This window comes from Xanthomonas theicola, from assembly GCF_014236795.1.
In the GTDB taxonomy this organism is placed as follows: domain Bacteria; phylum Pseudomonadota; class Gammaproteobacteria; order Xanthomonadales; family Xanthomonadaceae; genus Xanthomonas_A; species Xanthomonas_A theicola.
In genome coordinates, this window is the sequence record NZ_CP049017.1 from 4,695,094 (window position 1) to 4,721,416 (window position 26,323).

Annotated in this window: 23 protein-coding genes and 1 pseudogene; 10 read left to right on the forward strand and 14 right to left on the reverse strand. The window is 68.5% G+C overall.

Annotation, left to right across the window (positions count from 1 at the left end; translation table 11 throughout):
* Nucleotides 1–12 precede the first annotated feature (12 nt).
* Complete coding sequence (locus G4Q83_RS21900) at nucleotides 13–597, reverse strand: hypothetical protein (protein ID WP_128420405.1); 585 nt, start codon at nucleotides 595–597, stop codon at nucleotides 13–15.
* A 330-nt stretch (nucleotides 598–927) separates the two neighbouring features.
* On the opposite strand from G4Q83_RS21900, the gene ubiH reads away from it, so the two are divergent.
* Both ubiH and G4Q83_RS21910 read left to right on the forward strand, forming a co-directional pair.
* Complete coding sequence (ubiH, locus tag G4Q83_RS21905; RefSeq protein ID WP_128420406.1) at nucleotides 928–2,142, forward strand: 2-octaprenyl-6-methoxyphenyl hydroxylase; 1,215 nt, start codon at nucleotides 928–930, stop codon at nucleotides 2,140–2,142.
* Nucleotides 2,139–3,317, forward strand: coding sequence for a UbiH/UbiF family hydroxylase (locus G4Q83_RS21910; RefSeq protein ID WP_128420407.1), 1,179 nt, complete (start codon nucleotides 2,139–2,141; stop codon nucleotides 3,315–3,317). The genes ubiH and G4Q83_RS21910 overlap by 4 nt, the downstream gene beginning before the upstream one ends.
* A gap of 197 nt (nucleotides 3,318–3,514) precedes the next feature.
* Here the strand turns inward: G4Q83_RS21910 and rlmM are convergent, their stop codons facing one another.
* The 7 genes from rlmM to G4Q83_RS21940 form a co-directional block, all read right to left on the reverse strand.
* Nucleotides 3,515–4,555 carry a 23S rRNA (cytidine(2498)-2'-O)-methyltransferase RlmM gene (gene rlmM, locus G4Q83_RS21915; protein ID WP_128420420.1) on the reverse strand — a complete coding sequence of 347 codons (1,041 nt, stop codon included), beginning with the start codon at nucleotides 4,553–4,555 and terminating at the stop codon, nucleotides 3,515–3,517.
* A 34-nt stretch (nucleotides 4,556–4,589) separates the two neighbouring features.
* Nucleotides 4,590–5,150, reverse strand: coding sequence for a nucleoside deaminase (locus G4Q83_RS21920; RefSeq protein ID WP_128420408.1), 561 nt, complete (start codon nucleotides 5,148–5,150; stop codon nucleotides 4,590–4,592).
* Nucleotides 5,151–5,537: a hypothetical protein gene (locus G4Q83_RS21925; RefSeq protein ID WP_128420409.1), complete on the reverse strand. Its 387-nt coding sequence runs from the start codon at nucleotides 5,535–5,537 to the stop codon at nucleotides 5,151–5,153.
* 104 nt (nucleotides 5,538–5,641) lie between these two features.
* Nucleotides 5,642–6,595 (reverse strand): DMT family transporter, encoded by a 954-nt coding sequence (locus G4Q83_RS21930; protein ID WP_128420410.1) that lies wholly within the window; start codon nucleotides 6,593–6,595, stop codon nucleotides 5,642–5,644.
* Between the two features lie 128 nt (nucleotides 6,596–6,723).
* Nucleotides 6,724–6,945 carry a CPBP family glutamic-type intramembrane protease gene (locus tag G4Q83_RS24945; protein ID WP_246432205.1) on the reverse strand — a complete coding sequence of 74 codons (222 nt, stop codon included), beginning with the start codon at nucleotides 6,943–6,945 and terminating at the stop codon, nucleotides 6,724–6,726.
* Between the two features lie 78 nt (nucleotides 6,946–7,023).
* Entirely contained in the window at nucleotides 7,024–7,227 is a 204-nt protein-coding gene (locus tag G4Q83_RS24950; RefSeq protein ID WP_246432206.1) for a hypothetical protein, read from the reverse strand.
* 121 nt (nucleotides 7,228–7,348) lie between these two features.
* Entirely contained in the window at nucleotides 7,349–9,106 is a 1,758-nt protein-coding gene (locus G4Q83_RS21940; protein ID WP_128420411.1) for a glutamine--tRNA ligase/YqeY domain fusion protein, read from the reverse strand.
* An 85-nt stretch (nucleotides 9,107–9,191) separates the two neighbouring features.
* Between G4Q83_RS21940 and G4Q83_RS21945 the strand changes: the two genes are divergently transcribed.
* From G4Q83_RS21945 to G4Q83_RS21955, 3 genes are all read left to right on the forward strand, one after another.
* Entirely contained in the window at nucleotides 9,192–9,422 is a 231-nt protein-coding gene (locus G4Q83_RS21945) for a putative signal transducing protein (RefSeq protein ID WP_128420412.1), read from the forward strand.
* A gap of 142 nt (nucleotides 9,423–9,564) precedes the next feature.
* Nucleotides 9,565–10,215 carry a peptide-methionine (S)-S-oxide reductase MsrA gene (gene msrA, locus G4Q83_RS21950; protein WP_128420413.1) on the forward strand — a complete coding sequence of 217 codons (651 nt, stop codon included), beginning with the start codon at nucleotides 9,565–9,567 and terminating at the stop codon, nucleotides 10,213–10,215.
* A 70-nt stretch (nucleotides 10,216–10,285) separates the two neighbouring features.
* Nucleotides 10,286–10,966, forward strand: coding sequence for a hypothetical protein (locus G4Q83_RS21955; protein ID WP_128420414.1), 681 nt, complete (start codon nucleotides 10,286–10,288; stop codon nucleotides 10,964–10,966).
* A gap of 67 nt (nucleotides 10,967–11,033) precedes the next feature.
* On the opposite strand, the gene G4Q83_RS21960 is transcribed toward G4Q83_RS21955, so the two are convergent.
* The 4 genes from G4Q83_RS21960 to ahpC form a co-directional block, all read right to left on the reverse strand.
* Complete coding sequence (locus tag G4Q83_RS21960) at nucleotides 11,034–12,002, reverse strand: transaldolase (protein ID WP_128420415.1); 969 nt, start codon at nucleotides 12,000–12,002, stop codon at nucleotides 11,034–11,036.
* Nucleotides 12,003–12,377: 375 nt separating this feature from the next.
* Nucleotides 12,378–13,316 (reverse strand): LysR substrate-binding domain-containing protein, encoded by a 939-nt coding sequence (locus G4Q83_RS21965; protein WP_128420416.1) that lies wholly within the window; start codon nucleotides 13,314–13,316, stop codon nucleotides 12,378–12,380.
* 80 nt (nucleotides 13,317–13,396) lie between these two features.
* Complete coding sequence (gene ahpF, locus G4Q83_RS21970) at nucleotides 13,397–14,986, reverse strand: alkyl hydroperoxide reductase subunit F (RefSeq protein WP_128420417.1); 1,590 nt, start codon at nucleotides 14,984–14,986, stop codon at nucleotides 13,397–13,399.
* A gap of 199 nt (nucleotides 14,987–15,185) precedes the next feature.
* Nucleotides 15,186–15,749 carry an alkyl hydroperoxide reductase subunit C gene (ahpC, locus tag G4Q83_RS21975; protein ID WP_128420418.1) on the reverse strand — a complete coding sequence of 188 codons (564 nt, stop codon included), beginning with the start codon at nucleotides 15,747–15,749 and terminating at the stop codon, nucleotides 15,186–15,188.
* Nucleotides 15,750–15,967: 218 nt separating this feature from the next.
* Between ahpC and prmC the strand changes: the two genes are divergently transcribed.
* From prmC to G4Q83_RS21990, 4 genes and pseudogenes are all read left to right on the forward strand, one after another.
* Nucleotides 15,968–16,798 carry a peptide chain release factor N(5)-glutamine methyltransferase gene (prmC, locus tag G4Q83_RS21980; RefSeq protein ID WP_128420419.1) on the forward strand — a complete coding sequence of 277 codons (831 nt, stop codon included), beginning with the start codon at nucleotides 15,968–15,970 and terminating at the stop codon, nucleotides 16,796–16,798.
* 682 nt (nucleotides 16,799–17,480) lie between these two features.
* Nucleotides 17,481–21,656: an RHS repeat-associated core domain-containing protein gene (locus G4Q83_RS22720; protein ID WP_221893099.1), complete on the forward strand. Its 4,176-nt coding sequence runs from the start codon at nucleotides 17,481–17,483 to the stop codon at nucleotides 21,654–21,656.
* Nucleotides 21,657–21,660: 4 nt separating this feature from the next.
* A complete protein-coding gene (locus G4Q83_RS23940) occupies nucleotides 21,661–22,035 on the forward strand; it encodes a hypothetical protein (RefSeq protein WP_246432207.1) in 375 nt (124 codons plus the stop codon).
* Nucleotides 22,036–22,040: 5 nt separating this feature from the next.
* Nucleotides 22,041–23,106, forward strand: a pseudogene (locus tag G4Q83_RS21990) (RHS repeat-associated core domain-containing protein); the annotation flags it as partial.
* Between the two features lie 83 nt (nucleotides 23,107–23,189).
* On the opposite strand, the gene G4Q83_RS21995 reads toward G4Q83_RS21990, so the two are convergent.
* Together G4Q83_RS21995 and G4Q83_RS22005 are read right to left on the reverse strand one after the other, a co-directional pair.
* The gene (locus G4Q83_RS21995; RefSeq protein WP_185817191.1) at nucleotides 23,190–24,173 is read right to left on the reverse strand and encodes an IS5 family transposase; all 984 of its coding nucleotides are present in this window, start codon (nucleotides 24,171–24,173) and stop codon (nucleotides 23,190–23,192) included.
* A gap of 501 nt (nucleotides 24,174–24,674) precedes the next feature.
* Nucleotides 24,675–25,658 (reverse strand): IS5 family transposase, encoded by a 984-nt coding sequence (locus G4Q83_RS22005; RefSeq protein ID WP_185817191.1) that lies wholly within the window; start codon nucleotides 25,656–25,658, stop codon nucleotides 24,675–24,677.
* A 49-nt stretch (nucleotides 25,659–25,707) separates the two neighbouring features.
* Between G4Q83_RS22005 and G4Q83_RS22725 the strand changes: the two genes are divergently transcribed.
* Nucleotides 25,708–26,268 (forward strand): hypothetical protein, encoded by a 561-nt coding sequence (locus tag G4Q83_RS22725; protein WP_128422008.1) that lies wholly within the window; start codon nucleotides 25,708–25,710, stop codon nucleotides 26,266–26,268.
* Nucleotides 26,269–26,323: the final 55 nt, after the last annotated feature.

A 26,323-nucleotide genomic window follows, 5' to 3' on the forward strand; every position in this document is an offset into this window, starting at 1 on the left:
CGATGACCCGGCTCAGTGGCCGACGGGCTGGCCGCGCTGGCCCAGCCGCGCCAGTTGTTCGACGCCCGACTGGATCGCCGCGGCCAGCGCGGTGTACAGCGCCGCGCTGCCCAGATACGGCGGCAGCCAGTCGCTGTAGTTCCGCCACCAGCCGGCCACGGTCGGGTTCGGCACGCTGCGGCTGATCCAATAGAAGCTGCCCTGCGCGATCAGGTGGCACACCGCCACCGCGAGCACCAGGCTGGCCGCCGCCAGGCCCAGCGCGCGCCAGTCGGCGCCACGGTAGCGCCGTGCCAGCCAATTGCCGCCGGACCACAGCGCGAAATAGGCCGGGATCAGGCACCAGTAGGCTGGCGACACGCAATAGTGTTGCCAGAAGCTCAGGCCCTGGCCGCGGATCACCAGGTAGTCGACCAGCACCGCCAGCGCCATCAGCAGCGGGAACGCCCAGCGGGTCCAGCCGCGCAGGTAGAAGCCGCCGATGAAGAACACCGCCCAGGAGGCGTCCGGAATCGCGCCGAAGTGGTTGATGCGGGTCGCGGCCAGCAGCGATGCCAGCAGGAGCAGGGCGGGGAGGCGGTGACTGGAGGGCGTCATGGCGGGCGGGCACCGGTGCGGAGACCGCCATTCTACTGGAAGCGCGGCGCACGGAAGCGAGACGGCGCGTCCGCGTGCGCCGCGTGCGCCGCGGCGCACGCGTGGCGCGTCCGCAATACGACAGCAGGGCCCGGTCGACGTCGCTCTCGAGATCGGTCGATGCCAGGGTCAGGCCCAGCCCGGCACCTCTTCCCTGGTCGCCAGCCAGTCGCCCGGCCATTGCTGGGCGTTCCGCTCGATCATGGACGGATCGGCGCTGGTGCCGGTCCGATGGCGTGGGCGCCGCAGTCCGATCACCGGCGATGCGGGTGCCGGTCGTATCATGACCGGATGAGCAAACCACACGACGTAGTGATCGTCGGCGGCGGCCTGGTCGGCGCCAGCCTGGCCATCGCGCTGGACCGTCTGGCGGTGGACGTGGGTCTGGTCGAGGCCGCGCCGCCGGGCGCGCTGCCGCCGGTGTTCGACCAGCGCAACCTCAGCTTCGCCGCGGCCACGGTCAACGCGCTCGGCGCGCTGGGAGTGATGCAGCGGCTGCGTGCGCCGACCGGGCCGATCCGTCGCATCCACGTCAGCCGCGCCGGCGATTTCGGCCGCGTGCCGCTGGCCGCGGCCGATTACGGGCGCGAGGCGTTCGGGCAGGTGGTGGTGGCGCGCGACTTCGGCGAGGCGCTGGAGACGCGGCTGGCCGAGGCGGCCCACGTGCGCCGTTACCGGCCGGCGCAGTTCCTGGCGCTGGACGCCGGCGACGCTCCGTCGCTGCGACATCTGCGCATCGTCCAGGACGGCGCCGCCCAGGTGCTGCAGGCGCGCCTGCTGGTCGGCGCCGACGGCAGCGCCAGCGTGGTGCGCGGCGCGCTGGGCATCGACGCGGGCCGCCACGATTTCCGCCAGACCCTGTTCGTGGCGCAGGTGCGCGGCAGCCGCCAGCCCGACGGGACCGCCTACGAGCGTTTCCGCGACGACGGCCCGACCGCGCTGCTGCCGCGCGGCGACCGCCACTACGGCGCGGTCCACGCGGTCGCCGCCGAGCAGGCCGAGGCGGTGGCCGCGCTCGACGAGGCCGCCTGGCTGCAGCGCCTGCAGGACGCGCTGGGCTGGCGCGTCGGCCGCCTGCTGGGCAGCGGCGAGCGCAGCGCCTACCCGATCGTGCAGGTGCTGGCCGAGCGCCTGACCGATGCGCGCGCGGTGCTGCTCGGCAACGCCGCGCAGACCCTGCATCCGCTCGGCGCGCAAGGCTTCAACCTGGGCCTGCGCGATGCGCTGACCCTGGCCGAGCTGATCGAGCGCGACCGCGCCGATCCGGGCGCGCCGGCGCTGCTGCAGCAGTACGTGCAGCGTCGCGAGCAGGACCGCCAGCGCACCGTCGCCTTCTCCGGCGGGCTGGCGCGGCTGACCGCCAATCCGGCGCCGCTGCTGCGCCCGCTGCGCAGCCTGGGCCTGCTGGCGGCGGCGCAGGCCGCGCCGCTGCAGTCGTTCCTGGTCGGCGGCGCGATGGGCTTCCGCGGCGAAGTACCGCAACTGTGCCGGGAGGGGAGGCCATGAGCTGGCGCGGCCCGCTGGACGTGGTGGTGGCCGGCGCCGGCGTGGTCGGCGCCGCCTGCGCGTTGGCGCTGGCCGGCGAAGGCTTGGCGGTGGCGCTGGTCGAGCGCCGTGAGCCGCCGCGCTGGGCGCCGGCCGCGCCGGACCTGCGCGTCTACGCCTTCGCCCCGGACAATGCAGCGCTGCTGCAGACGCTCGGCGTGTGGCCGCAGGTGCTGGCGCGGCGTGCCTGTGCGTACCGGCGCATGCGCGTCTGGGATGCCGGCGGCGGCGGTGAGCTGGCCTTCGACGCCGATGCGCTGGGCCGCGACCAGTTGGGCTGGATCGTCGAGCACGCGTTGCTGGTGGAACAACTGTGGGCGGCGTTGCCGGCGGCCGGGGTGCAACTGCACTGTCCGGCGCGGGTCGAGGCGGTGGAATCGGCGCAGGCGCGTGTGCGCCTGCGCCTGGACGACGGCAGCCGCCTCGATGCGCGCCTGGCCATCGCCGCCGATGGCGGCGATTCCACGCTGCGCGGCCTGGCCGGGCTGGACGCGCCGGCGCACGACTACGGCCAGCGCGGCGTGGTCGCCTTCGTGCATACCGAGCTGCCGCACCAGGACGCCGCCTGGCAGCGCTTCCTGCCGGGCGGGCCGCTGGCGTTCCTGCCGTTCGCCGACGGCCGCAGTTCGATCGTATGGACCTTACCGGAGGCCGAGGCGGCGCGGGTGCTGGCGCTGGACGATGCCGCGTTCGGCGCCGAGCTGACCCAGGCCTTCGGCGCGCGGCTGGGCGCGGTGCGCGCACTGTCGCCGCGGATCGGCTTCCCGCTGCGTCGGCAACTGGTCCAGGACTACCACCGCGGCCGCCTGTTGGTGCTGGGCGACGCCGCGCACGTGGTGCATCCGCTGGCCGGGCAGGGCGTCAACCTCGGCCTGCGCGACGTCGCCGCGCTGGCCGCGCAGGTGCGCCAGGCGCAGGCGCGGCGGGTCGACTGGTCGGCGCCGCACCGGCTGGCGCGCTGGGCGCGCGGCCGCCGCAGCGACAACACCGTGGCGGCCTACGGGTTCGATGCGATCAACCGGTTGTTCTCCAACGACGAGATGCACCTGACCCTGCTGCGCGGCCCGCTGCTGGGCCTGGCCGGTAGGCTGCCGATGCTCATGCACGGGTTCTGGAAGCGCGCGTCGGGCGCATAGGGAACAGCAGCGCGTGAGGCTGGCTGGCCCGAGGCCCGGCATCGCGCCTGCGGGGGAACTGCAGTCAGCCGGCAGGATGCCTTGTAGGACGGGCTTCGGCCCCGACCGCTGTCCGATACCGGTGGGACCGCCGCTGCGTTCGTCGCGACTGAAGTCGCTTTCTACAAAGGCATCAGGCGCAGAGATCTCTCGCCATCTCAGGCCGGCATCGCCAGCACGGTGATCTCCTCGCGATCGTGATACAGCTGCTTGGCGCGGATCTGCAGCGGGCGGTCGGCGCGTTCGGCGAACAGGTCCAGGCACAGTCGGGTCTCGTCCCAGCGCTTCTTCATCGGCAGCTTGAGGTTGAAGATCGCATGCCGGCACCAGCCCTCGCGGAACCAGGTGCCCATGCGTTCGGCGACGCGGCGCGGCTGCTCGACCATGTCGCAGACCATCCAGTCCAGCGCCTGCGGCGGCCTCCAGTGGAAGCCGTCGGCGCGCAGGTGCTCGACCAGGCCGCTGTCGAGCACGCGCTGGTGCAACGGGCCGTTGTCGACGCTGGTCACGTGCAGGCGCTGGCGGGTCAGCACCCAGGTCCAGCCGCCGGGCGCGGCGCCCAGGTCGGCGGCGCGCATGCCGGGCACGAGCAGCGCCTCGCGCTCCTTTGCGGTCAGCAGCGCCAGCAGCGCCTCTTCCAGCTTCAGCGCCGAGCGCGAGGGCGCCTCCGACAGCAGCTTCAGGCGCGGGATGCCCAGCGGCCACGGCGCGCTGTCGTCGCTGTCGGCGATGGCCAGCAAGGCGTGGGTGCCGGCGAGGAAGCACACGTGCAGGCGCGGCAGCTTCGGCTGCGGTTCGTCGCTGAGCAGGCCGGCCCTGCGCAGCGCCGGGCGCAGCGCGTTGCCGAAACTGCGCGCCAGGCCGGACAGCTGCTTGCCTTCGTCCGAGTCGGGGTGTTCGACCCACAGGTCGCCGAAGCGCGCCCGCCCGGCCAGCGCCTGCAGCATCGGACCGATCCGGTCGGCCGGATCCAGGTCGTGCAGTTCGCACAGCAGGCGCAGCTTCTGCCGCGCGAAGATCAACCCGCGCCAGGGCAGCGCGCGCGGTGGCAAGGCCGCGTCGCAGACCAGCAGCGCGTAGCCGCTGTTGCGCTCGGTGCGCGCGTAGGCGGCCAGGCCGGCACGCCCGGCGCGGTCGTTCAGTTCGGCCGCCAGTTCGGGCTCGAAGCCTTGCCGGCAATAGCACAGCAAGCCGTTCAGGGAGGACATGCGGAAACGGCCTTCGCCAGCGGCGTCAGTAGCGGGGGCGGTCGAGTTCGCCGTAGCGGCGCAACACCGCGCAGGCGGCATCGCGATGCAGGCCGCGCACCACGGCGATGCCGCGGCGCTCGAGTTCGCCGATCCAGTCCACCGGCAGCGGGCCTTCGTCGAACGCGGTCAAGGCCATGACGTCTTCGGCGCTGGCGCCGATCAGCAGGCGATCGATGCCGGCCCAGATGGTGGCGCCGTAGCACTGGCAGCACGGTTGCGCCGATGTCGCCAGGGTCACCGGCGACAGCACCGCGTTCAGCCGCGGGGTCTGCAGGCGCTGCTGGGCGAGCATGTAGGCCATGTTCTCGGCATGCGCCAGCGAGGTGGTCTGCGGCACCACCCGGTTCACCCCGGCCGCGATGATCCGGTGGTCCGGCCCGAACACCGCCGCCCCGAACGGACCGCCGCTGCCGGCTTCCGCGTTCAGCCGCGACAGTTCCACGGCCAGCGCCACTTTGTCGGCGTCGTCGGGATAGACGGCCTGCGGATCGACCGCGTCGTGGATCCAGGCGGGCAGGGCGATGTGGACTTGCGCGTAGAGCATTCAGTGGACGGGTTCGGCAGCTGCGGGGGCGCGCAGTGTATCGGCTGGCGCGCCTCGGGCGCTGCATTGCCCGGCCACGCACTGGCAGCCGGCGATCGCGCGCGCGCCGCACACACTCATGCGGCCGCTGGCCTGGCATTGCGCCAGCACGCCCTGCGGGTCGGTCGGGCTGTCGCGGTTGACGCAGGCCGGCATCGCGCCGCAGCAGTTGCCGACGTTCTTGACCGCGCAGTCGGCGTCGCTGCGGCAACTGCCGTCCACCTTCACCGGCAGGCCGCGGGCGGGGGGAGCGCCGGTGTCGGCGACCGGCGGGTTGGCGGTGGAACTCGGGATCGGGCCGGCACAGGCGGCCAGCAGCAACAGCAGGGGCAGGACCAAGCGTTTCATCGCGGACTCCTATGGAGGTGCTGGCCGATCCTAGGGCCTGTCGGCGCGATTTGGATAGCCCGTGCCGCCGTGCCCGGCGTTCGCGGCGGGCACGGCCACGGCGCTCACGGCCCGGGCAGCGCCGCGGCCGGGCGCCGCTGTACGTGCACCGAGGCGCACCACAGCACGCCGCCGAGCAGGCAGGCGATGGCCCCCGCCTCCAGCGCGGTCGGCCAGCGCGCGGCCCAGGCGAAGCCGTACAGCAGCGCGAACACGGTCTCGAGCACGATCATCTGCCCGACCAGGGTCAACGGCAGCAGCCGGCTGGCGCGGTTCCAGCAGGCGTTGCCGATCACTGAAGCGAACACCGCCAGCACCATCGCCATGCCCCAGAACCGCGTCCAGTCCGCGGCTGCGTGCACGTCGCGGTCGAACGCGAACGCCGGGACCGCCAGCCCCAGCGCCAGCGCGCCGGTGACCACGCCGGTGAGCAGCGACCAGTCGCGTCCGGAGATGTCGGGCCGGCGCGCGAGCCAGTGCGCGTTCTTGACCGAGTACGCCGCCCAGCACGCCAGCGCGCCGGCCGCGCAGGCCAGCCCGGCCGCGCGCCCGCCCAGGCTGGCGGCTGCATGGCGCTGTTCGTCCAGGCTCTGCGCCGCCGCCAGCGCCACCCCGAGCATGCACAGCGCGCAGGGGGCGGCCAGGCGCCGCAGCCGCACCGCTCCGGCCACGCGCGCGCCGAGCACGGTGACCACCGCCGGCAGCAGGCCGATGATCAGCGCCGTGGCCGGGCCGCCGGCCCATTGCACCGCGCTGCCCAGCAACACGTAGTAGACGATGTTGCCGAGCAGGCTCAGCCGCAGCAACGCCCACCATTCCGGCGCCCCGAGCGCGCCGGTGGCGGCGCGCCAGTGTGGTGCGAGCATCAGCGCGGCGACCGCGCCGTAGGCCAGGTAGCGCGACACCGACAATTGCAGCGGCGAGAACCCGGCGAGCAATTGCGGGGCCAGGAACACCAGTCCCCACAGGGCGCCTGCGGCCATGCCGCTGCCTATCCCCGCCCACACCGGTGCGCGCATGGCGTGCCCTGTTTCGATTGGTCCCATGCAGTATCGCGCGTGGCCAGGTGCTGCCGCACTGCCGGCGCCCAGGCAGGCGCGATGTCAGTGCCGGCCCAGATACCGGGTGGCGACGCCCCAGCTGTCGATCAGCCCGTGCGCCAGCACCATCGCGCCGAGGTGCGGCCCGAGCGCAGGTAGGCGTCGCCGAACAGGCTGCCCACGATCCCGGTCGGCACGATGCCGGAGAGGCCCTGGCCGGCGTGCATCAGGCCGAATGCAACAGCGCCGAGCGGCGCGGCGACCGCGCTGGCGGCGCGGAAGCGGCGGATCAGCGTGCTCAGCTGGTGCGGCAGGAAGCCGCGGAACACCAGTTCCTCGCCGATCGCCGCGCTGAGCCAGGCGAGCGCGGCCAGGCGCGCCGCCGCCAGGTCGCCGCGCAGCGCGCCCTATCCGCTGTAGTCGGGGGCGGTGCCGGTGAGCCGGTCGACCACCGGTTCCAGCCAGGGGGCGACCACGCCGACCACCAGGACGCACAGCAGCAGCGCCCCGCCCCGCCATGCCAGCGGCGAGCGCCGGCGCAGCCCGCAGGCCTGCAGCGAGCGCGTCTCCAACCAGACCAGGCCCAGGCCGAGCAGGCCGACCAGCGGCATCCGCCACGGAACGGCAGCCAGCGGTCATGCGCCAGGGCCGGAACCGCGGCGAGCAACGCCAGCCGCGCGAGCGGGTGGCGCAGGACGCGGGACGCCGCCACCGCCGGCGATGACGCTGCGATCACGTCGTGCCCTGGCTGCCGGTCCAGGTGTCGCGCAGGGTCACGCTGCGGTTGAACACCGGCATGGCCGCGCTGTGGTCGTGGCGGTCGGCCACGAAGTAGCCGCTGCGCTCGAACTGGAACGCCTGCTCGGCGGCGGCCTGCGCCGCGGCCGGTTCCACGTAGCCACGCACGCTGCGCTTGGAGTCGGGGTTGAGGTGGTCGCGGTAGCTCTTGCCGTCGGACTCGTCGTCCGGTTTCTCCACCGAGAACAGGCGGTCGTACAGCCGGATCTCGGCCTCCACCGCATGCGCGGCGCTGACCCAGTGGATGGTGCCCTTGACCTTGCGGCTGGCGCCCTCCATGCCGGGGCGCGACTCCGGGTCCAGCCAGCCGCGCAGCTCCACGATCCGGCCGTCGGCGTCCTTGAGCACCTCGTCGACGCGCGCGATGCCGGCGCCGCGCAGGCGTACTTCGCCGCCCGGCAGCAGCCGTTTCCAGCCCTTGGGCGGGACCTCGGCGAAGTCCTCGCGCTCGATCCACAGCTCGCGCGAGAACGGTACGGCGCGCGTGCCGAAGGACTCGTCCTTGGGATGGTTGGAGAAGCGCAGCGTCTCGCTGTGGCCTTCCGGCAGATTGCCCAGTACCAGCTTCAGCGGGTCGATCACCGCCATGCGCCGCGGCGCCGCGGCGTCGAGGTCCTCGCGCAGGCAGCCTTCCAGCACCGAGAAGTCGATCACCGAGTTCTGCTTGCTGATGCCCACCCGATCCACCAGCAGACGCAGTGCGGCCGGGGTGTAGCCGCGCCGGCGCAGGCCCTGCAGGGTGTACATGCGCGGGTCGTCCCAGCCGTCCACCAACTGCTCGCTCACCAACTGGGTGAGCTTGCGCTTGCTCATCACCGTGTAGTTGATGTTGAGCCGCGAGAACTCGATCTGGCGCGGCTTGGCGGCCTCGCGCGGCAGGCCCTTGTCCAGCAGCGGCTGCAGCAACTGCGGCCGGCCGGCCAGGTCCACGCGGTCCACGCACCAGTCGTACAGCGGGCGGTGGTCCTCGAACTCCAGCGTGCACAGCGAGTGGGTGATGCCCTCGATGGCGTCGCCCAGCGAATGCGCGAAGTCGTACATCGGGTAGATCGGCCAGGCGGTGCCGGTGTTCTGATGCTCGACGTGCTTGATCCGGTACAGCGCCGGGTCGCGCAGGTTGATGTTGCCGCTGGCCATGTCGATCTTCGCGCGCAGCGTACGCGCCCCGTCCGGGAATTCGCCGGCGCGCATGCGCCGGAACAGGTCCAGGTTCTCGGCCACGTTGCGCTCGCGGAACGGCGAGTCGCGCCCCGGTTCGGTCAGGGTGCCGCGGTACGCGCGCACCTGCTCGGCCGACAGGTCGCAGACGAAGGCGTGGCCGTCGGCGATCAGCTGCTCGGCGGCCAGGTAGTACACCTCGAAGTAGTCCGAGGCATGCCGCAGCTGCGCCCAGTCGAAGCCCAGCCAGCGCACGTCGTCCTGGATCGCGCGCACGAACTCGGGGTCCTCCTTGGCCGGGTTGGTGTCGTCCAGGCGCAGGTTGCACAGACCGCCGAACTCGGCGGCGATGCCGAAGTCCAGGCAGATCGCCTTGGCATGGCCGATGTGCAGGTAGCCGTTGGGCTCGGGCGGGAAGCGGGTGCGGACGGCCGCGTGCTTGCCGCTGGCCAGGTCCTCGCGGACGATCTGGCGGATGAAGTCCTTCTTCTCGGCCGCAACGGCGGCGTCGGTGGTGTTGGGGGTCGTGGACATGCCGGAGCTGAATGCAGGGAAGCGCCCAGTTTATCGTGCCGCGCTGCTGCCCGTATCCTGGCCGCAGACCCGCGCGCGCCCGACCATGCAGATCGCCTACCGTGCCAACCACCTGATCGACGCCCACCTGGCCAAGCACGCGCTGGAGGACGCCGGCATCACCGCCTTCGTGTTCGGCGAGTCGCTGCTGGGCGGCATGGGCGAGCTGCCGCTGTTCGGCGTGGTGCAGGTCTGCGTGGCCGATGCGGCCCTGCACCGGGCGCAGGAGGTGCTGCGCGCGCTGGGCCTGGGCGGCGAGGTCACGCGGGCGGTGTAGGCGGGCGTAGGTCTGTCCGCGGCGCCTGCGGGCCCCTGCCGATGGTCTGAACCCGATGCCGCGGCCGTGGCGGCGGCGCTTGAAAGCGCGGCGTGTCGGCGCCATCCAGCAACGCATCCGCCACAGATTCGGGAGCTGGGCCATGCTGGGAATCGGTGCCTTCAAACAGCGTCTGCCGCGCCAGGGCGAGAGCCTGCCGGGCCGTGCGCACGCCCTGCCGCTGCACAACCGCCACTACGTCAACGGCCAGCCGCTGCGCGATGCCTTCGCCGGCATGCAACGGGCGCAGTTCGGCCTGGGCTGCTTCTGGGGCGCCGAGCGCACGTTCTGGACGCTGCCGGGCGTGTTCAGCACCGCGGTCGGGTACGCCGGCGGGCAGACGCCCAACGCCACCTACCGCGAAGTCTGCTCCGGCCAGACCGGCCACACCGAGGCGGTGCTGGTGGTCTACGACCCGCACGCGATGAGGTTCGAGCAGTTATTGAGCACCTTCTGGGAGAGCCACGATCCGACCCAGGGCATGCGCCAGGGCAACGACACCGGCACCCAGTACCGCTCGGCGATCTACTGCAGCACGCAGGCCCAGTACGACGCGGCGGTCGCCAGCCGCGACGCCTACCAGCAGCGCCTGCGCGCGACCGGCTATGGCGAGATCACCACCGAGATCCGCTTCCCGGCGCCGCCGTTCTACTACGCCGAGGACGAACACCAGCAGTACCTGGCCAAGAACCCGGGCGGCTACTGCGGATTGGGGGGCACCGGGGTCAGCTGCCCGATCGGGCTGGAGACCTGAGGAACAGTCGCACTCCTTGAGACGTAACCAGTGAATGCTGGAAATATCTTGGATTTACGGAGTTGCGCCCATGTACGTGAAAGCTTTGCTCGAGCATGCACCTTGGTTGCTCTGGGTGTTCTGTCCGATCGCATTATTCTTCCTCTGGTATCGCTTCCGCGACGGCAGTCTCCGGCATTCCAGGCAGCGTTCACAGCGACTGTACGCGCTTACCCGCAATGGCAAGTGGACCAAGGCGGGTCCGACCGCGCTCCAGATCGCGGTGCGGGAAGCATGCGGCGCAACCTTGGACGATGCCTGGATTGCCGAGGCCCTGCGCCGCGGCAATCCCCTGCGGATGTTGGGCGACTGCAAGCTTGTGGGTGGGATGGTGCGGTTGCGTCCCGACGGCAGAGGCTTCGAAGGTGTGAAGAACCGCCTGGGCATCCGCGACTTCCGCAAGGCGGCGATCGGCTTCTTTGCGCTCGCCTGCGCGCCATGGGTTGTCACCTGGGGAGTCCTGACCTTCGGGCAACCAGCACCGCAGACGGTGATCGCGCTGGCGCTGGCGTCGTTCGTCCTGGCGCCATTTTGCATGCTCATGTGCGTGTGCCATGAGTCGGCGCACCGGCTGACTGTGCAGTTGGACGAGCTGTATCCCTTGCGTCCGATGGTGTCTGGGACGCGGAGCAGGCCTCGCGCGCCGGCGGCGGCCACGTCAGTGACCGGTCGCCGTCGTGCGAACCGTTCGGGGACGACCGTCACCCATTGAAAGTAACGCCGCGGTAACGCGGCACCCGCCTTCCGCAAGATCAGAAGGTTGGGCGTAGATGTCCTGCTTAGCTGGCGAGCTTGCCGCGGAGGGTCTGGCGCAGCGCGTCCAGGTCCTTGGCGAAGGTGTCGATGCCGCTGGCAAGCTTCTCGGTCGCCATCGGATCGGCGGCCAGGTCGGCGGCGAACCGTTGCGCGTCGATCGGCGCGATCGGCGCGCCGTCGACCTGGCCCGGCGACAGTTTGCGCGGCAGCGCGCCGTGGTCGGCGTCCAGTTTTTCCAGCAGCTCGGGCGAGATGGTCAGGCGGTCGCAGCCGGCCAGCGCCTCGATCTGCGCGGTGGAGCGGAACGAGGCGCCCATCACCACCGTCTGCGAACCGCGCTTCTTGAACTCGGCGTAGACCCCGCGCACGAACTGCACGCCCGGGTCCTCGTCGATGCTGGCCGGCTTCTGGCCGGCGGCGACGTACCAGTCGAGGATGCGGCCGACGAACGGCGAGATCAGGAACACCCCGGCCTCGGCGCAGGCCAGTGCCTGGGTGCGGTTGAAGATCAGCGTCAGGTTGCAGTCGATGGCGTCCTTCTGCAGCTGGCGCGCGGCCTCGATGCCTTCCCAGGTCGCGGCGACCTTGATCAGGATCTTGTCCTTGGATACGCCGCGTTCGGCGTACATGGCGATGAACTTGTGCGCCTTGGCGATGGTGGCGGCGGTGTCGTGCGCCAGGTCGGCATCGACTTCGGTGGACACGCGCCCGGGCACCAGCGCGCTGAGCTTGCTGCCCACGCCGATGGTCAGGCGGTCGGCGATCTCGTCGACCAGGGCGGTGCGGTCGCCATCCTGGCTGCGTGCCCAGGCCAGGGCCTCGTCGATCAGGTCGACGTAGACCGGCAGGTCCAGCGCCTTCTTCACCAGGGTCGGGTTGGTGGTGCAGTCCACCGGCTTGAGCCGCTTGATCGCGTCGTAGTCGCCGGTGTCGGCGACCACCACGGACAGATCACGCAGCTGGGCGAGTTTGGAGGGATGCGATGCAGTCATCGTGATGTGCTCTCGGCGGGAAACAGGAACGGGAGATGCCGGCGCGCCGGCATGCGCCGCATGGTCGCGGACAAGGCGCGGGCAGGCGCCGCGCAGGGCCGGCGGGGCGGGGCCGGGCAGTGTATGCCGATCCGTGTGTAGACGATGGGGCGGCGGGTCGGTGCGGCCGCGCATGGAACAGCAGCAAGGCGCAGGCCGGCGGCGCCACGCCGATGCCGATCGTCGGCAGAGAAGCAGGGCATTGTTGCGGTGGCGGCTGACGATGGTTCCGATGGCGGACATGGAGGGCTTTCCTTGCTGCACGAACGCGCAGGCGTGCCAGCGATTGCGCTAACGCGGCCTGGTGATCCCTGCCGCGTCGCCCGCGTTCGCCGCTCAGGCCGCCACCGCCTTGGGCGCCGTCGCCGCGTCCGGCGTCAGCAGGCCGTCGGGCAGCGCCTTGAACAGCGCCGCCAGCTGTTCCAGGAACGCGGCCATCGCCGAACTGCGCCGCCACACCATGGCGATGCGGCGGCTGGGTTGCTTGTCGGCGCGGAAGCGGACCAGGGCGATGTTCTCCGAGCGCGCCACCGGCGGCTTGACCGCCAGCAGCGGCAGCAGCGTCACCCCGACGTTGGCGGCGACCATCTGCCGCAGCGTTTCCAGGCTGGTGGCCTGGAACTCGGCCTTTTCCATCGCCCCGGACAGGTGGCACACGTCCAGCGCCTGTTCGCGCAGGCAGTGGCCGTCCTGCAGCAGCAGCAAGCGCTGCTCGGAAAGGTCGTCCAGGCTCAGCGCGCCGCGTCGGGCCAGCGCATGGCCTTCCGGCACCGCCAGCAGGAACGGCTCCTCGAACAGGAATTCGGTATGCAGTTGCTCGTCCTGCAGTGGCAACGCGAGCACCGCCGCGTCGAGCCGGCCCTCGCGCAGTTGGGTCAGCAACGGGTCGCTCTTTTCCTCGACCAGCAGCAGTTCCAACTGTGGGAAGCGCCTGCGGATGCGCGGCACCACGTGCGGCAGCAGGTAGGGGCCCAGAGTGGGGAAGATCCCCAGGCGCACGCTGCCGGCCTCCGGATCCTGGCTGCGGCGCGCCGCTTCCTTCATCTGCTCGATCTCGGCGACGATGCCGCGCGCGCGGCTGGCCGCCTCGCGCCCGGCCGGGGTCAGCATGACCTTGCGCGGCGCGCGCTCGACCAGCGGCACGCCCAGTTCGTCCTCCAGTTTCTTGATCTGCGTGGACAGCGTCGGCTGGCTGACGAAGCAGGCCGACGCGGCGCGCCCGAAGTGTCTGTGATCGGCCAGCGCCACCAGGTATTTCAGATCACGCAGGTTCATCGGCAGTTCCTTGGCGGTGCAGGCTGTGCTGGGAAACAGCATAGACCCCGCGCCGGGTCGCGGCGCGGGGGGCAGGCCGATCAGGCCGCTTCGGCGACCGCGTTGCCGACCGGCGCGCTGCTGCGGATCAGATGGTCGAACGCGCTCAGCGCCGCCTTGGAGCCTTCGCCCATGGCGATGATGATCTGCTTGTACGGCACCGTGGTGGCATCGCCGGCGGCGAACACCCCGGGCAGCGAGGTCTGGCCGCGGTCGTCGACGACGATCTCGCCGCGCGGCGACAGCGCCACCGCGCCCTGCAGCCACTCGGTGTTGGGCAGCAGGCCGATCTGCACGAAGATGCCTTCCAGCGCCACGCGATGGACATCGCCGCCGACGCGGTCCTTGTAGACCAGGCCGGTGACCTTGTTGCCGTCGCCGATGACCTCGGTGCTCTGCGCGTTGACGACGACGTCCACGTTGCCCAGGCTGCGCAGCTTGCGCTGCAGGACTTCGTCGGCGCGCAGCTTGGCGTCGAACTCGACCAGGGTGACGTGGCTGACGAGGCCGGCCAGGTCGATCGCCGCTTCCACGCCGGAGTTGCCGCCGCCGATCACCGCCACGCGCTTGCCCTTGAACAGCGGGCCGTCGCAGTGCGGGCAATAGGCCACGCCCTTGTTGCGGTACTGCTCTTCGCCGGGCACGTTCATCTGCCGCCAGCGCGCGCCGGTGGACAGGATCACGCTGCGGCTCTTCAGCGATGCGCCATTGGCCAGCTTGATCTCGACCAGGCCGTCGGCGCCGGCCGCGACCAGCTGTTCGGCGCGCTGCAGGTTCATGATGTCCACGTTGTACTGGCGCACGTGCTGCTCCAGCGCCGCGGCCATCTTCGGGCCTTCGGTCTCCTGCACCGACACGAAGTTCTCGATCGCCATGGTGTCCAGCACCTGTCCGCCGAAACGCTCGGCCGCCACGCCGGTGCGGATGCCCTTGCGCGCCGCATAGATCGCCGCCGCCGCGCCGGCCGGTCCGCCGCCGATCACCAGCACGTCGAACGGCGCCTTGGCCGCGATGCTGGCCGCGTCGCGCTTGGCCGCGCCGGTGTCGAGCCTGGCCACGATCTGCTCCAGGCTCATGCGACCCTGGTCGAACACCTCGCCGTTGAGGTACACGGTGGGCACCGACATGATCTGCCGCGCCTCGACCTCGTCCTGGAACAGCGCGCCGTCGATGGCCACGTGCTTGATGTTCGGGTTCAGCACCGCGGCCAGGTTCAGCGCCTGCACCACGTCCGGGCAGTTCTGGCACGACAGCGAGAAATAGGTTTCGAACACATACTCGCCGGGCAGGTTGCGCACCTGCTCGATGACCTCGGCGGTGGCCTTGGACGGATGCCCGCCGACCTGCAGCAGCGCCAGCACCAGCGAGGTGAACTCGTGGCCCAGCGGCAACCCGGCGAAGCGCAGGTGGATGTCCTGGCCGGGGCTGCCCAGCGCGAACGACGGGGTGCGCTCGCCGCTGTCGCGGTGCACGTCCAGGCGGATCTGGTCGGACAGCAGCACCAAGTCGTCGAGCAGGTCGAGCATCTCGCGCGACTTGGCGCCGTCGTCCACCGACGCGGTGATGTGGATGGGCCGTACGACCCGCTCCAGGTAGGCCTTCAACTGGGTTTTCAGATCGGCATCCAACATGGCGGACTCCTGACGATGGGCAAAGCGAAGGTGAGGCGTTTGCCGCAGGGGCAGATCACCGGAGGGAATGGGGAGGAGGGGTGAACCGCAGCCGGCGCTGCCGGTGGCTGGCTGGCGTGAGGCGGGCTGGCCGACCGCGACGCGGGCTGCGGTTCACCCCCACTCCGCCGAACGGCGGAGATGGGAGTGCGGGCGCGGCTTAGATCTTGCCGACCAGATCCAGCGACGGCTTCAGGGTCTTTTCGCCTTCCTTCCACTTGGCCGGGCACACTTCGCCCGGATGCGAGGCGACGAACTGCGCGGCCTTGAGCTTGCGCAGGGTCTCGGTCACGTCGCGGGCGATCGCGTTGTCGTGGATCTCCAGCGTCTTGACCACGCCTTCCGGGTTGATCACGAAGGTGCCGCGCAGGGCCAGGCCTTCCTCGTCGATGTGCACGCCGAACGCGCGGGTCAGCTGGTGGGTCGGATCGCCGACCAGCGGGAACTGCGCCTTGCCGACGGCCGGCGAGGTCTCGTGCCACACCTTGTGCGAGAAATGGGTGTCGGTGGTGACGATGTAGACCTCGGCGCCGATCTTCTGGAACTCGGCGTAGTTGTCGGCGGCGTCTTCCACTTCGGTGGGGCAGTTGAAGGTGAAGGCGGCCGGCATGAAGATCAGCACCGACCACTTGCCCTTCAGGTCCGCGTCGGTGACCTCGATGAATTCGCCGCTCTTGTAAGCGTTGGCCTTGAACGGGGGGACTTGGGTGTTGATCAAAGACATGGAGTTTCCTCAGTGGTTGCGAAGGGGGGGGCGGGGGATGCAACGCGGCGCATCATAGGAAAGATCGATGGATATCTCAAATCGATTGATGGAATTGAATGGATAGTTTTATTCTATCGCTAACCAAGTCTGGGTCTTTGCTGCGCTGTGCGGGAAACGAGGGCTGGCGCGGTTCTACCACGTTGGCTTTTCCGGACCGCTGCGGCATCGTGACGCCGATGAACGCCTCCACCCCCGAGTCCCTGCTGCGTGCGGCCTGCGCGCAGATCGATCACGCCGACGCCGAGGCCTTGCTGATCCACGCCCTGCAGCGCGACCGCGCCTGGTTGTTCGCACACGCCCGCGACCCGCTGCCGGCGCCGGCCACGCAGCGCTTCGGCGAGTTGCTGGCGCGGCGCGCGCAGGGCGAGCCGGTGGCCTACCTGACCGGCCGCCGCGGTTTCTGGACCCTGGACCTGGCGGTCGGCCCGGCCACGCTGATCCCACGCGCGGACACCGAACGGCTGGTCGAGCTGGCGCTGGAACGGGTGGACGCGGCGCCGGGCCGGCGCATCGCCGACCTGGGCACCGGCAGCGGCGCGATCGCGTTGGCGCTGGCCAGCGAGCGGCCGCAGACGCAGGTGCTGGCCACCGACCTGAGCGAGGCGGCGCTGGCGCTGGCGCAGGCCAATGCGCGCACGCTCGGCCTGGACAACGTCGCCTTCGCCCATGGCCGCTGGCTGGCGCCGCTGGCCGGGCAGCGCTTCGACCTGATCGCCAGCAACCCGCCCTACATCGCCGCCGGCGACCCGCACCTGGCGCAGGGCGACCTGCGCTACGAACCGGCCGGCGCGCTGGCCTCCGGTGCCGACGGGCTGGACGACCTCCGCCTGATCGCCGCCGCCGCGCCGGCGCACCTGCTGGCGGGTGGCTGGCTGTTGCTGGAGCATGGCTGGGACCAGGGCGCGGCCGTGCGTGCGTTGATGCGGCAGGCCGGCCTGACGCAGGTTGACACCGCCCAGGACCTGGAGGGACGCGACCGCGTGACGCTGGGGCAGCGGCTGCAGTAGGTTACCCTTTGATCCGAGTAAGCAGTGCCTGTGGCATGCCCGGCTCCCGCCTGGCGTGCCTTGTCCAGGCAACTCCCGAAACGATTCGGCTGTGCTGTTTCGACGCTTGCGGTTCGAACATCGTGTGCGGTGCGCTGCTGTCTGGTGGATGTCCGGATTCGTAGACAAGTGGGCGCTGTCATCGCACTGTCGTTGATTTCCCCGCCCGGCGTGGGGCATCTAGGTTTTCGTCCGCCGCAGGGCGCGCGCGGCACCGGGGAAGCAGCAGTCCAACGCACGGCGGCACGGGTGCAGCTGACGCACCACCCCTGCCCACAGATGGGGATCTGGCAATGCGACGCGTTCTGTCCTGGCGGCGTGCCGCCGCGGTGCTCGTGGTGTGGGCGCTGTTCGGTCCGGCCCACGCCGAGACCTACTGGCTGGACTCGCGGTTCGACCAGCGCCAGCCGCATTACCCGAGCGGCGAGCAGGCCTGCGTCACCGGCGAGTTGCAGCGCCGCCTGGACGGCTACCGCGCCGGTAGCGCGCTGCCGCACCGCTACACGGCGGTCGCCATCGGCGCGGACAACGGCCTCGGCGAACGGGTGTGTCGCGGCACGCTGCAGCGCCGGCAGTTCAACCGTTGGCTGCCAGTGGAGATAGTGGACACGCCGGTGTACGGCCCGTTCGGCACGGTGCCGCCGTGCCCGCTGGGTGGCTGGCCGACCCGCAGACCGGGCAATGCGGAGTGCCCAAGTGCGACAGCGACTGCCCGGCCGACGGCGGCAACCGGTCCAACCCGATCGCCAGCGCCACCGGCAACAAGCGCCAGCGCGCAACGGACTACCGCGGCGGCGGCGTCTTCCCGCTGGAACTGGTGCGCACCTACAACAGCCACCGCGTGGCCGACAGCCGCGCGCTGCCGCTGGGGGTGGGCTGGACCCACAACTACGCGGCGCGGCTGGAACCGGTGCTGGATGCCAGCGGCACGCTCGTGGGCCTGCGCGCCTACCGCCCCAACGGCGCGATCCAGACCTTCGCCCTGGTCGACGGGGCGTGGGTGGGCGATGCCGACGTGCCGGAACGGCTGAGCGCCACCTTGTCCGAGGGCCAACTGGCCATCGCCCGCTACCGGCGCGCCGATGACAGCGTCGAGGTCTACGACCAATTCGGCCGGCTGCTGTCGATCACCAGCCGCGAGGGCTTTGTGCAGACCCTGTCCTATGCCGCCGGCGCGGGGATGTCGCCGGACGTGCAGCAGGTGAGCGACCCGCAGGGCCGCACCCTGCGCTTCACCTACACCGACGGACGCCTGACCGGCCTGACCGACAGCGCCGGCATGACCCTCAGCTATGCCTACCAGGACGACGACCTGATCGGCGTGACCTACCCGGACGGCGCGGGCAGCGCCACGCGCCGCTACCACTACAACGAAGCCGGACAGACCGGCGGGGTGTCGCAGCCGCACCTGCTGACCGGCATCACCGATGAGCGCGGCGCCCGTTATGCCAGCTGGGGCTACGACGGCAACCGGCGCGGCGTGCTCAGCGTGCACGGCGACTACGCAACCGGCACTGCCGACCGGGTGACGCTGCAGTTCGACGCCGACGGCGGCAGCACCATCACCGACAGCCTGGGCCAGGTGCGCCGCTACGGCTTCATGGCCAGCCACCGGGTGGCGCGGCTGAGCGCCCTGGACGCCCCGTGCGACGGCTGCGCCAACACCGCCGCCGCGCGCAGCTACGACGGCAACGGGTATCCGGCCAGCAGGACCGATTTCGAAGGCAACCTCACCCAATACACCTACGACGCGCGCGGCCTGCAGACCCAGCGCATCGAGGCCGCCGGCAGCGGCGGCGCCCGGCGCACCGTGCAGACCGACTGGCACGCCAGCTTCCGGCAGCCGACCGAGTCCCGCACCCTGGATGCGGCCAATGCCCTGATCGCCCGCACCACCTTCACCTACAACGCGCGCGGCCAGGTGCTGACCCAGACCCGCGTCGATCCCGCCACCGGCACCACGCGCACCGCCACCACCGCCTACTGCGAGCAGGCCGACCTGGACGCCGGCCGCTGCCCGCTGCTGGGCCTGGTCACCGCAATCGACGGCCCGCGCAGCGACCTCGACGACCTGACCACCTTCACCTACTACCCCAGCGACGCCGCCAGCTGCGCCCCCCCCCCCCCCCCCCCCCCCGCCACCTGCCCGCACCGCAAGGGCGACCTGTGGAACGTCCGCAACGCCCAGGGCCAAGTGACCGAGGTCCTGGCCTACGACGGCGCCGGCCGCGTCCTGTCGGTGAAGGACCCCAACGGCACCATCACCGACGCCACCTACCACCCGCGCGGCTGGCTCGCCTCCAGCACCGTGCGCGGCGCCGACGCTGGCAGCGACCGCACTACCCGCCTCGCCTACTGGCTGACCGGGCAGATCAAACAGGTGACCCAGCCGGACGGCGCGTTCACCGCCTTCACCTACGACGCGGCGCACCGCCTGACCGAGATCGCCGACAACGCCGGCAACACGCTGCACTACACGCTGGACAACGCCGGCAACCGGGTCAAGGAAGACATCAAGGACGCATCGGGCACGCTCAAGCGCACGCTGTCGCGGGTCTACAACCAGCTCGGCCAACTGGCCACGCAGGCCACCGCCAAGGGCGATCCGACCGACTTCGGCTACGACGCCAACGGCAACACCACCGCCGTCACCGACGCGCTTGGGCACAAGACCCAGAACGACTACGACCCGCTCAACCGCCTGGCGCGCACGCTCCAAGACGTGGGCGGCATCGCGGCCGAGACCAAGTTCGGCTACGACGCGCTGGACAACCTGACCCAGGTCACCGACCCGAAGGGCCTGGACACCACCTACGCCTACAATGGCCTGGGCGACCTGACCAAGCTGACCAGCCCGGACACCGGCGTCGCCACGTACACCTACGACAGCGCCGGCAACCGCGCCAGCCAGACCGACGCGCGCAACGTCAAGACCACCTACCGCTACGACGCCCTGAACCGGCTGACCCAAGTGACCTATCCAACCAGCCGCCTCGACGTCGCCTACACCTACGACGTGAGCCAGAGCACCTGTGCCCGCGGCGAGACCGACGCCATCGGCCGCCTGACCCGGATGCAGGACGCCAGCGGCCGCACCGACTACTGCTACGACCGCTTCGGCGAGCTGGTGCGCAAGGTCCAGACCACCGGCGACAAGACCTACGTGCTGCGCTACGCCTACACCAAGGCCGGGCAGCTGAGCCGGCTGACCTATCCGGATGGCGCCGTGGTGGACTACGTGCGCAACGCCCAGGGCCAGGCCACGGAAGTGGGCGTCACCCCGGCTGGCGGCAGCCGGCAGGTGCTGCTGGGCAATGCGACCTACTACCCGTTCGGCCCGGTGGCGGGCTGTTCCTACGGCAACGGCCGCCCGATGCAACGCGTGCTGGACCAGGACTACCGCCCGCTGGCGGTCAGCGACACCCGCCGCGACGGCTTGAATACCGGCTTCGCCTTCGACCCGGCCGGCAACCTCAGCGCCCTGACCGCTGCGGGCAACACCGCCCCCATCATCAGCCTGGACCACGACGGCCTGGGCCGGCTGACCGCGTTCAAGGACGGCCCGACCGGCACCGTGATCGACGGCTACAGCTACGACGCCACCGGCAACCGGCTCAGCGCCCGGGTCAACACGACGACGCAGAGCTACCGCTACCCGGCCGACAGCCACCGCCTGGGCGCGGTGGCCGGCACCGCCCGCAGCTACGACGCCAGCGGCAACACCACCGCCATCGGCGGCGCAGCCCGGCAATACGCCTACGACGACACCGGCAGGATGCGCCAGGTCACCCGTGGCGGCGCAGTGGTCATGACCTACCGCTACAACGGCCGCGGCGAACAGGTGCAGCGCAGCGGCGCAGCCACCACCACCACCGTGTACGACGAGGCCGGCCACTGGCTGGGCGACTACGACGGCAACGGCGCACCCGTGCAACAAGCGATCTGGCTGGACGACCTGCCGGTAGGCGTACTGGCCAAGAACAGCCTGCGCTACGTGCAGCCGGACCACCTGGGCACCCCGCGCGCGGTGATCGACCCGGTGCGCGACGTGGCGATCTGGCGTTGGGACCTGAAGGGCGAAGCCTTCGGCAACACCTCGCCCGACCAGGACCCGGACAAGGACGGCACCGCGTTCGTGTTCGACATGCGCTTCCCGGGGCAGCGCTACGATGCGGCCAGTGGGCTGAACTACAACTACTTCCGCGATTACGAGCCAGACGGTGGGCGCTATATCCAGCCTGATCCAATCGGTTTCGCAGGCGGAATTTCAATGTTTTCCTATGTTGAATCTTCACCTTTCAGCCGCGTTGATCCACTGGGACTGAAGAAGTGGGATTTCGATGGTCCGGGAGATACTTCTGTCTGTCAGTACTATCAGGCGTTAGCCGATCAGAGTGGTTCTTGTTACTACAGGCAGGCTGCAAATTCTTGTAGAGGCAAAAATACAGTTATCAACGATGCCATTAGACTGGGAATGATGCACGCGTGGCTAACAAGCCGCACTTTCGATTCGGAAAGTGTAATATTGAATAAGATAAGAAATGGCCTTGTTCGTGAAGATAGACGCTATTCGGTTCGCGATGAGCAAGGACGCGTCGTGCGAGAGCCATACGGAAGCATGATTGATGAATATCATCGCAAAGTTTTCAATGAGGCTGGGATAAGTCCCTTGTTTTATGGAGGATCTTTGTGGCCGCGAGGCGTTTACCCGAATTATGTTCCGCAGGTCGGCGATGGTTCTGAGAGCTTAATCCAGTCATACTTGGGTCAATCCCCAGTGGGCGCATCGCGCGATAACGAATGCAGCTGTGGCTGGTGATCAAATGAAAATTGCAAAATGGATTGTAATTTTATTATCATTCGGCGTCGCTCTAGGGCTCGCCTATACCACTATTGGCGCCAATCAGCACCTGATTGATAGTGGGGTAGGGGTTTCGTGGTATGTGCGTTATGTGATTTTTCTCCCTGGCGCCACTCTGTGCGCATACCTATTGGCTTCCTTGGTGGCGGCAAGTAGATGGTCACATTTTGTTGTCGCGGTGTTTCTTTTGCTTCCTGCTCTGATAATGTTGCATTTTGTTGTCTCGGTCATGAATGCTCATACTGGCAATGTATATTGGGGGTGGCAAATATTGGAAATTGCGCTGACTTATTTCGCATGGACACGGACAGGGAAATGTTGGTCCAAGTCGGCTTGATATCTAAGGTCAACCTGGACCACGACGCCCTGGGCCGGCTGACCGCGTTCAAGGACGGCCCGACCGGCACCGTGATCGACGGCTACAGCTACGACGCCACCGGCAACCGGCTCAGTGCCCGGGACAACACGACGACGCTGAGCTACACCTATCCGACCACCAGCCACCGCCTGGGCGCGGTGGCTGGCACGGCGCGCACCTACGATGCGACGGGCAACACCCTCTCCATCGGCGGCACGGCGCGGGAGTTCGCCTACGACGCCACGGGCCCGATGAGCCGAGTCACCCGTGCCGGTGCAGTGGTCATGACCTACCGCTACAACGGCCGTGGCGAACAGGTGCAGCGCAGCGGCGCGGCCACCACCACCACCACCGTCTACGACGAAGCCGGCCACTTGCTGGGCGACTACGACCCAAACGGCGCACCGATACAGCAAGCGATCTGGCTGGACGATGTGCCGGTGGGCGTGCTAGCCAAGACCTGCCTGCAACTACGTCCAGCCCGACCACTTGGGCACCCCGCGCGCAGTGATCGACCCGGCCCGCGACGTGGCGATCTGGACCTGGGACCTGAAAGGCGAAGCCTTCGGTACCACCCCGCCGGACCAGGACCAGGACCAGGACCAGGACGGCACCGCCTTCGTGTTCGACATGCGGTTCCCTGGGTAGCGCTACGATGCGGCGAGCGGGCTCAACCAGAACTACTTCCGGGACTATGAGGCTGCTGCCGGGCGGTATGGGCAGAGTGACCCGATTGGGTTGGCGGGTGGATTGTCCACCTATGCCTATGTTGGCGGGGATCCCAACAGCTTCGTTGATCCGCTTGGGCTACAAGTCGTCACCACTGTTGATGCCTGCATAGCTCGTTATGGTCCTGCAAAATGCGGTGTTGCACCCAACCCGGTTGGCCCCAAGGTGGCGCCCAAGGCGCTTGGCACAGGGGCCGCCGCCTGGCTATGGTGCAAGTTTGCGGGGTGCGAACTTCCCAATGCCCATCAATCGGAAGAAGCGACATCGGATGAGTGCCCCGCCGCACCTAAGGATAGTCTGATCAACGCGGTCGGAGGATGAGGCAAGCCATATCGACCACGCCCACGGCGCTCAGACCCTCGGTTTTTCGCCGTTTCCGGCGCATTTCCGGGGTATTGCCCGGGTTACAGGCACACCCTCCCCACGACAGGCAGCAACTGCTTTCGCTTCAGCCACAGGTTCGACAGCGCAAACAGCGTCAGCACCTGCGCGGTGTTCTTCGCCAAGCCGCGATAGCGCACCTTGACGTAGCCAAACTGGCGCTTGATCACCCGGAACGGATGCTCCACCTTCGCCCTCAGGCTGGCCTTGGCGTGCTCCCAGCGCTGTGCCCACTTCAATTCGCGCTTGCTCTTGATCTGCTTCAGCTTCGAGGGCTTCTCCGCGATCAGATAGCGCAGCTTGCGCTTGCTCGCCATCTCCTCGCGCTTGGCCAGCCCGGTGTAGCCGCTGTCGCCGCATACCGTGTCTTCCTTGCCGTGCAGCAGCTTGTGCGCCTGGGTGATATCTGCGGCGTTGGCCGCCGTGCATTCCAAGTGGTGCACCAGCCCGGACTCATCGTCCACGCCGATGTGCGCTTTCATCCCGAAGTAGTACTGATTGCCCTTCTTGGTCTGGTGCATTTCCGGGTCGCGCTCGCCGTTCTTGTTCTTGGTCGAGCTGGGCGCGGCAATGATCGTGGCGTCCACGATGGTGCCGCCGCGCAGGCTCTGGCCCTTGCGCGATAGGTGCGCGTTGACCCGGTTGAACAGCGTGCGCGCCAGATCGTGCGTCTCCAGCAACCGGCGGAAGTTGAGGATCGTGGTCTCGTCCGGCACCTCATCCAACCCGCCGATCCTGGCGAAACGGCGCATCGACGCCGTGTCGTACAAGGCTTCTTCCGCGCCCGGGTCGCTCAGTGCGTACCACTGCTGCAGAAAGTGGATGCGCAGCATTGTCTCCAGCGGGTACGGCTGACGGCCCGGATGGCCCGACTTCGGATAGTGCGGCGCGATCAGCGCCAGCAGGTCTTTCCACGGCACCACCTGATCCATCTCGGCCAGCAACCTTTCGCGCCGCGTCTGCTTGCGCTTGCCGTTGTACTCCGCGTCGCCGAAAGACAATTGCATCGTCGTTGTCCTGTTGGGCTTTGTACGATTGTCGCAGGATCAGAGGGAGTTGTTCAGACCATCCCTAATCCGTCCGACTTCGAAGATCCTGATTCTTTGCCAGACGGTTGGGAATGGCGCGGGAGAGGAAGACCAGGAGGCCGAGAAGGTGCCTACCACAAACCTGATACAGGCGAATCGATGCACGACGATAGAACTCATCCGGCAGGAAAGCCGCCGCACTGGACTTATACCGACCCACAAGGCAATAGATGGGATAATTATGGTTCTGGCTGGGAGTTGCAAGGAAAATGAAACAGCTACCGCTAGTTGCATCCCATTCCTCAGCACGATGGATAGATCATCTGTCTGCTCGGGCCAGACAGGCCATTGAGGCGAATCTTCTAGGGATAGTCTGATCAACGCGGTCGGAGGATGAGGCAAGCCATATCGACCACGCCCACGGCGCTCAGACCCTCGGTTTTTCGCCGTTTCCGGCGCATTTCCGGGGTATTTCCCGGATTACAGGCACACCCTCCCCACGACAGGCAGCAACTGCTTTCGCTTCAGCCACAGGTTCGACAGCGCAAACAGCGTCAGCACTTGCGCCGTGTTCTTCGCCAGGCCGCGATAGCGCACCTTGACGTAGCCAAACTGGCGCTTGATCACCCGGAACGGATGCTCCACCTTCGCCCTCAGGCTGGCCTTGGCGTGCTCCCAGCGCTGTGCCCACTTCAATTCGCGCTTGCTCTTGATCTGCTTCAGCTTCGAGGGCTTCTCCGCGATCAGATAGCGCAGCTTGCGCTTGCTCGCCATCTCCTCGCGCTTGGCCAGCCCGGTGTAGCCGCTGTCGCCGCATACCGTGTCTTCCTTGCCGTGCAGCAGCTTGTGCGCCTGGGTGATATCTGCGGCGTTGGCCGCCGTGCATTCCAAGTGGTGCACCAGCCCGGACTCATCGTCCACGCCGATGTGCGCTTTCATCCCGAAGTAGTACTGATTGCCCTTCTTGGTCTGGTGCATTTCCGGGTCGCGCTCGCCGTTCTTGTTCTTGGTCGAGCTGGGCGCGGCAATGATCGTGGCGTCCACGATGGTGCCGCCGCGCAGGCTCTGGCCCTTGCGCGATAGGTGCGCGTTGACCCGGTTGAACAGCGTGCGCGCCAGATCGTGCGTCTCCAGCAACCGGCGGAAGTTGAGGATCGTGGTCTCGTCCGGCACCTCATCCAACCCGCCGATCCTGGCGAAACGGCGCATCGACGCCGTGTCGTACAAGGCTTCTTCCGCGCCCGGGTCGCTCAGTGCGTACCACTGCTGCAGAAAGTGGATGCGCAGCATTGTCTCCAGCGGGTACGGCTGACGGCCCGGATGGCCCGACTTCGGATAGTGCGGCGCGATCAGCGCCAGCAGGTCTTTCCACGGCACCACCTGATCCATCTCGGCCAGCAACCTTTCGCGCCGCGTCTGCTTGCGCTTGCCGTTGTACTCCGCGTCGCCGAAAGACAATTGCATCGTCGTTGTCCTGTTGGGCTTTGTACGATTGTCGCAGGATCAGAGGGAGTTGTTCAGACCATCCCTAGAAGAAGGCATCGCCGTAGATGCGAATTCCTCCTTCGTATTCGCCCCAGGAAAATTCTCGAATAACGACAATCTGTCAGCAGATCCTGATGCAAAGCTGAGTGAAATAACTGATGCAACTAACGCCCCACAGACCGGCTGGGTAAGGCGACATGATCTCCTTGATGAAATAGCAAGATGGCTCTGCGATTTTGAGTCGAATGACCAGAGAAGTATATGGCTAATGTGCGAAGCGGGATATTCAAAGGTCGGAGACCCCATTCTTGAGAAGCGCCCACACATCTTTATGGGAAATCGCCCATTCCTTGTTATCGATATCGAAGCTGGACATCATGAAACGCTATCGACGGTGCTTAGGTGGGGAAGATCCGACAGATTTCTAGGCGTCTTGCAGGAGGGAGACATGCCTGAATCTCCCACTCCTGCCTCTCGCGGGTTTTTCTTGTGCGATGCGTTTGATGGAGACTCACTTATTTTATCGGAGTTCAGCCTAACCGGAGAGAGAAAACATGGAAACGATTCGATGTCTTGCCCTTCCAGCTGAGCCACATCAGCTACGCATCCCTTAGACTCAACTTCCAAGCGCAACACCCTCTCAG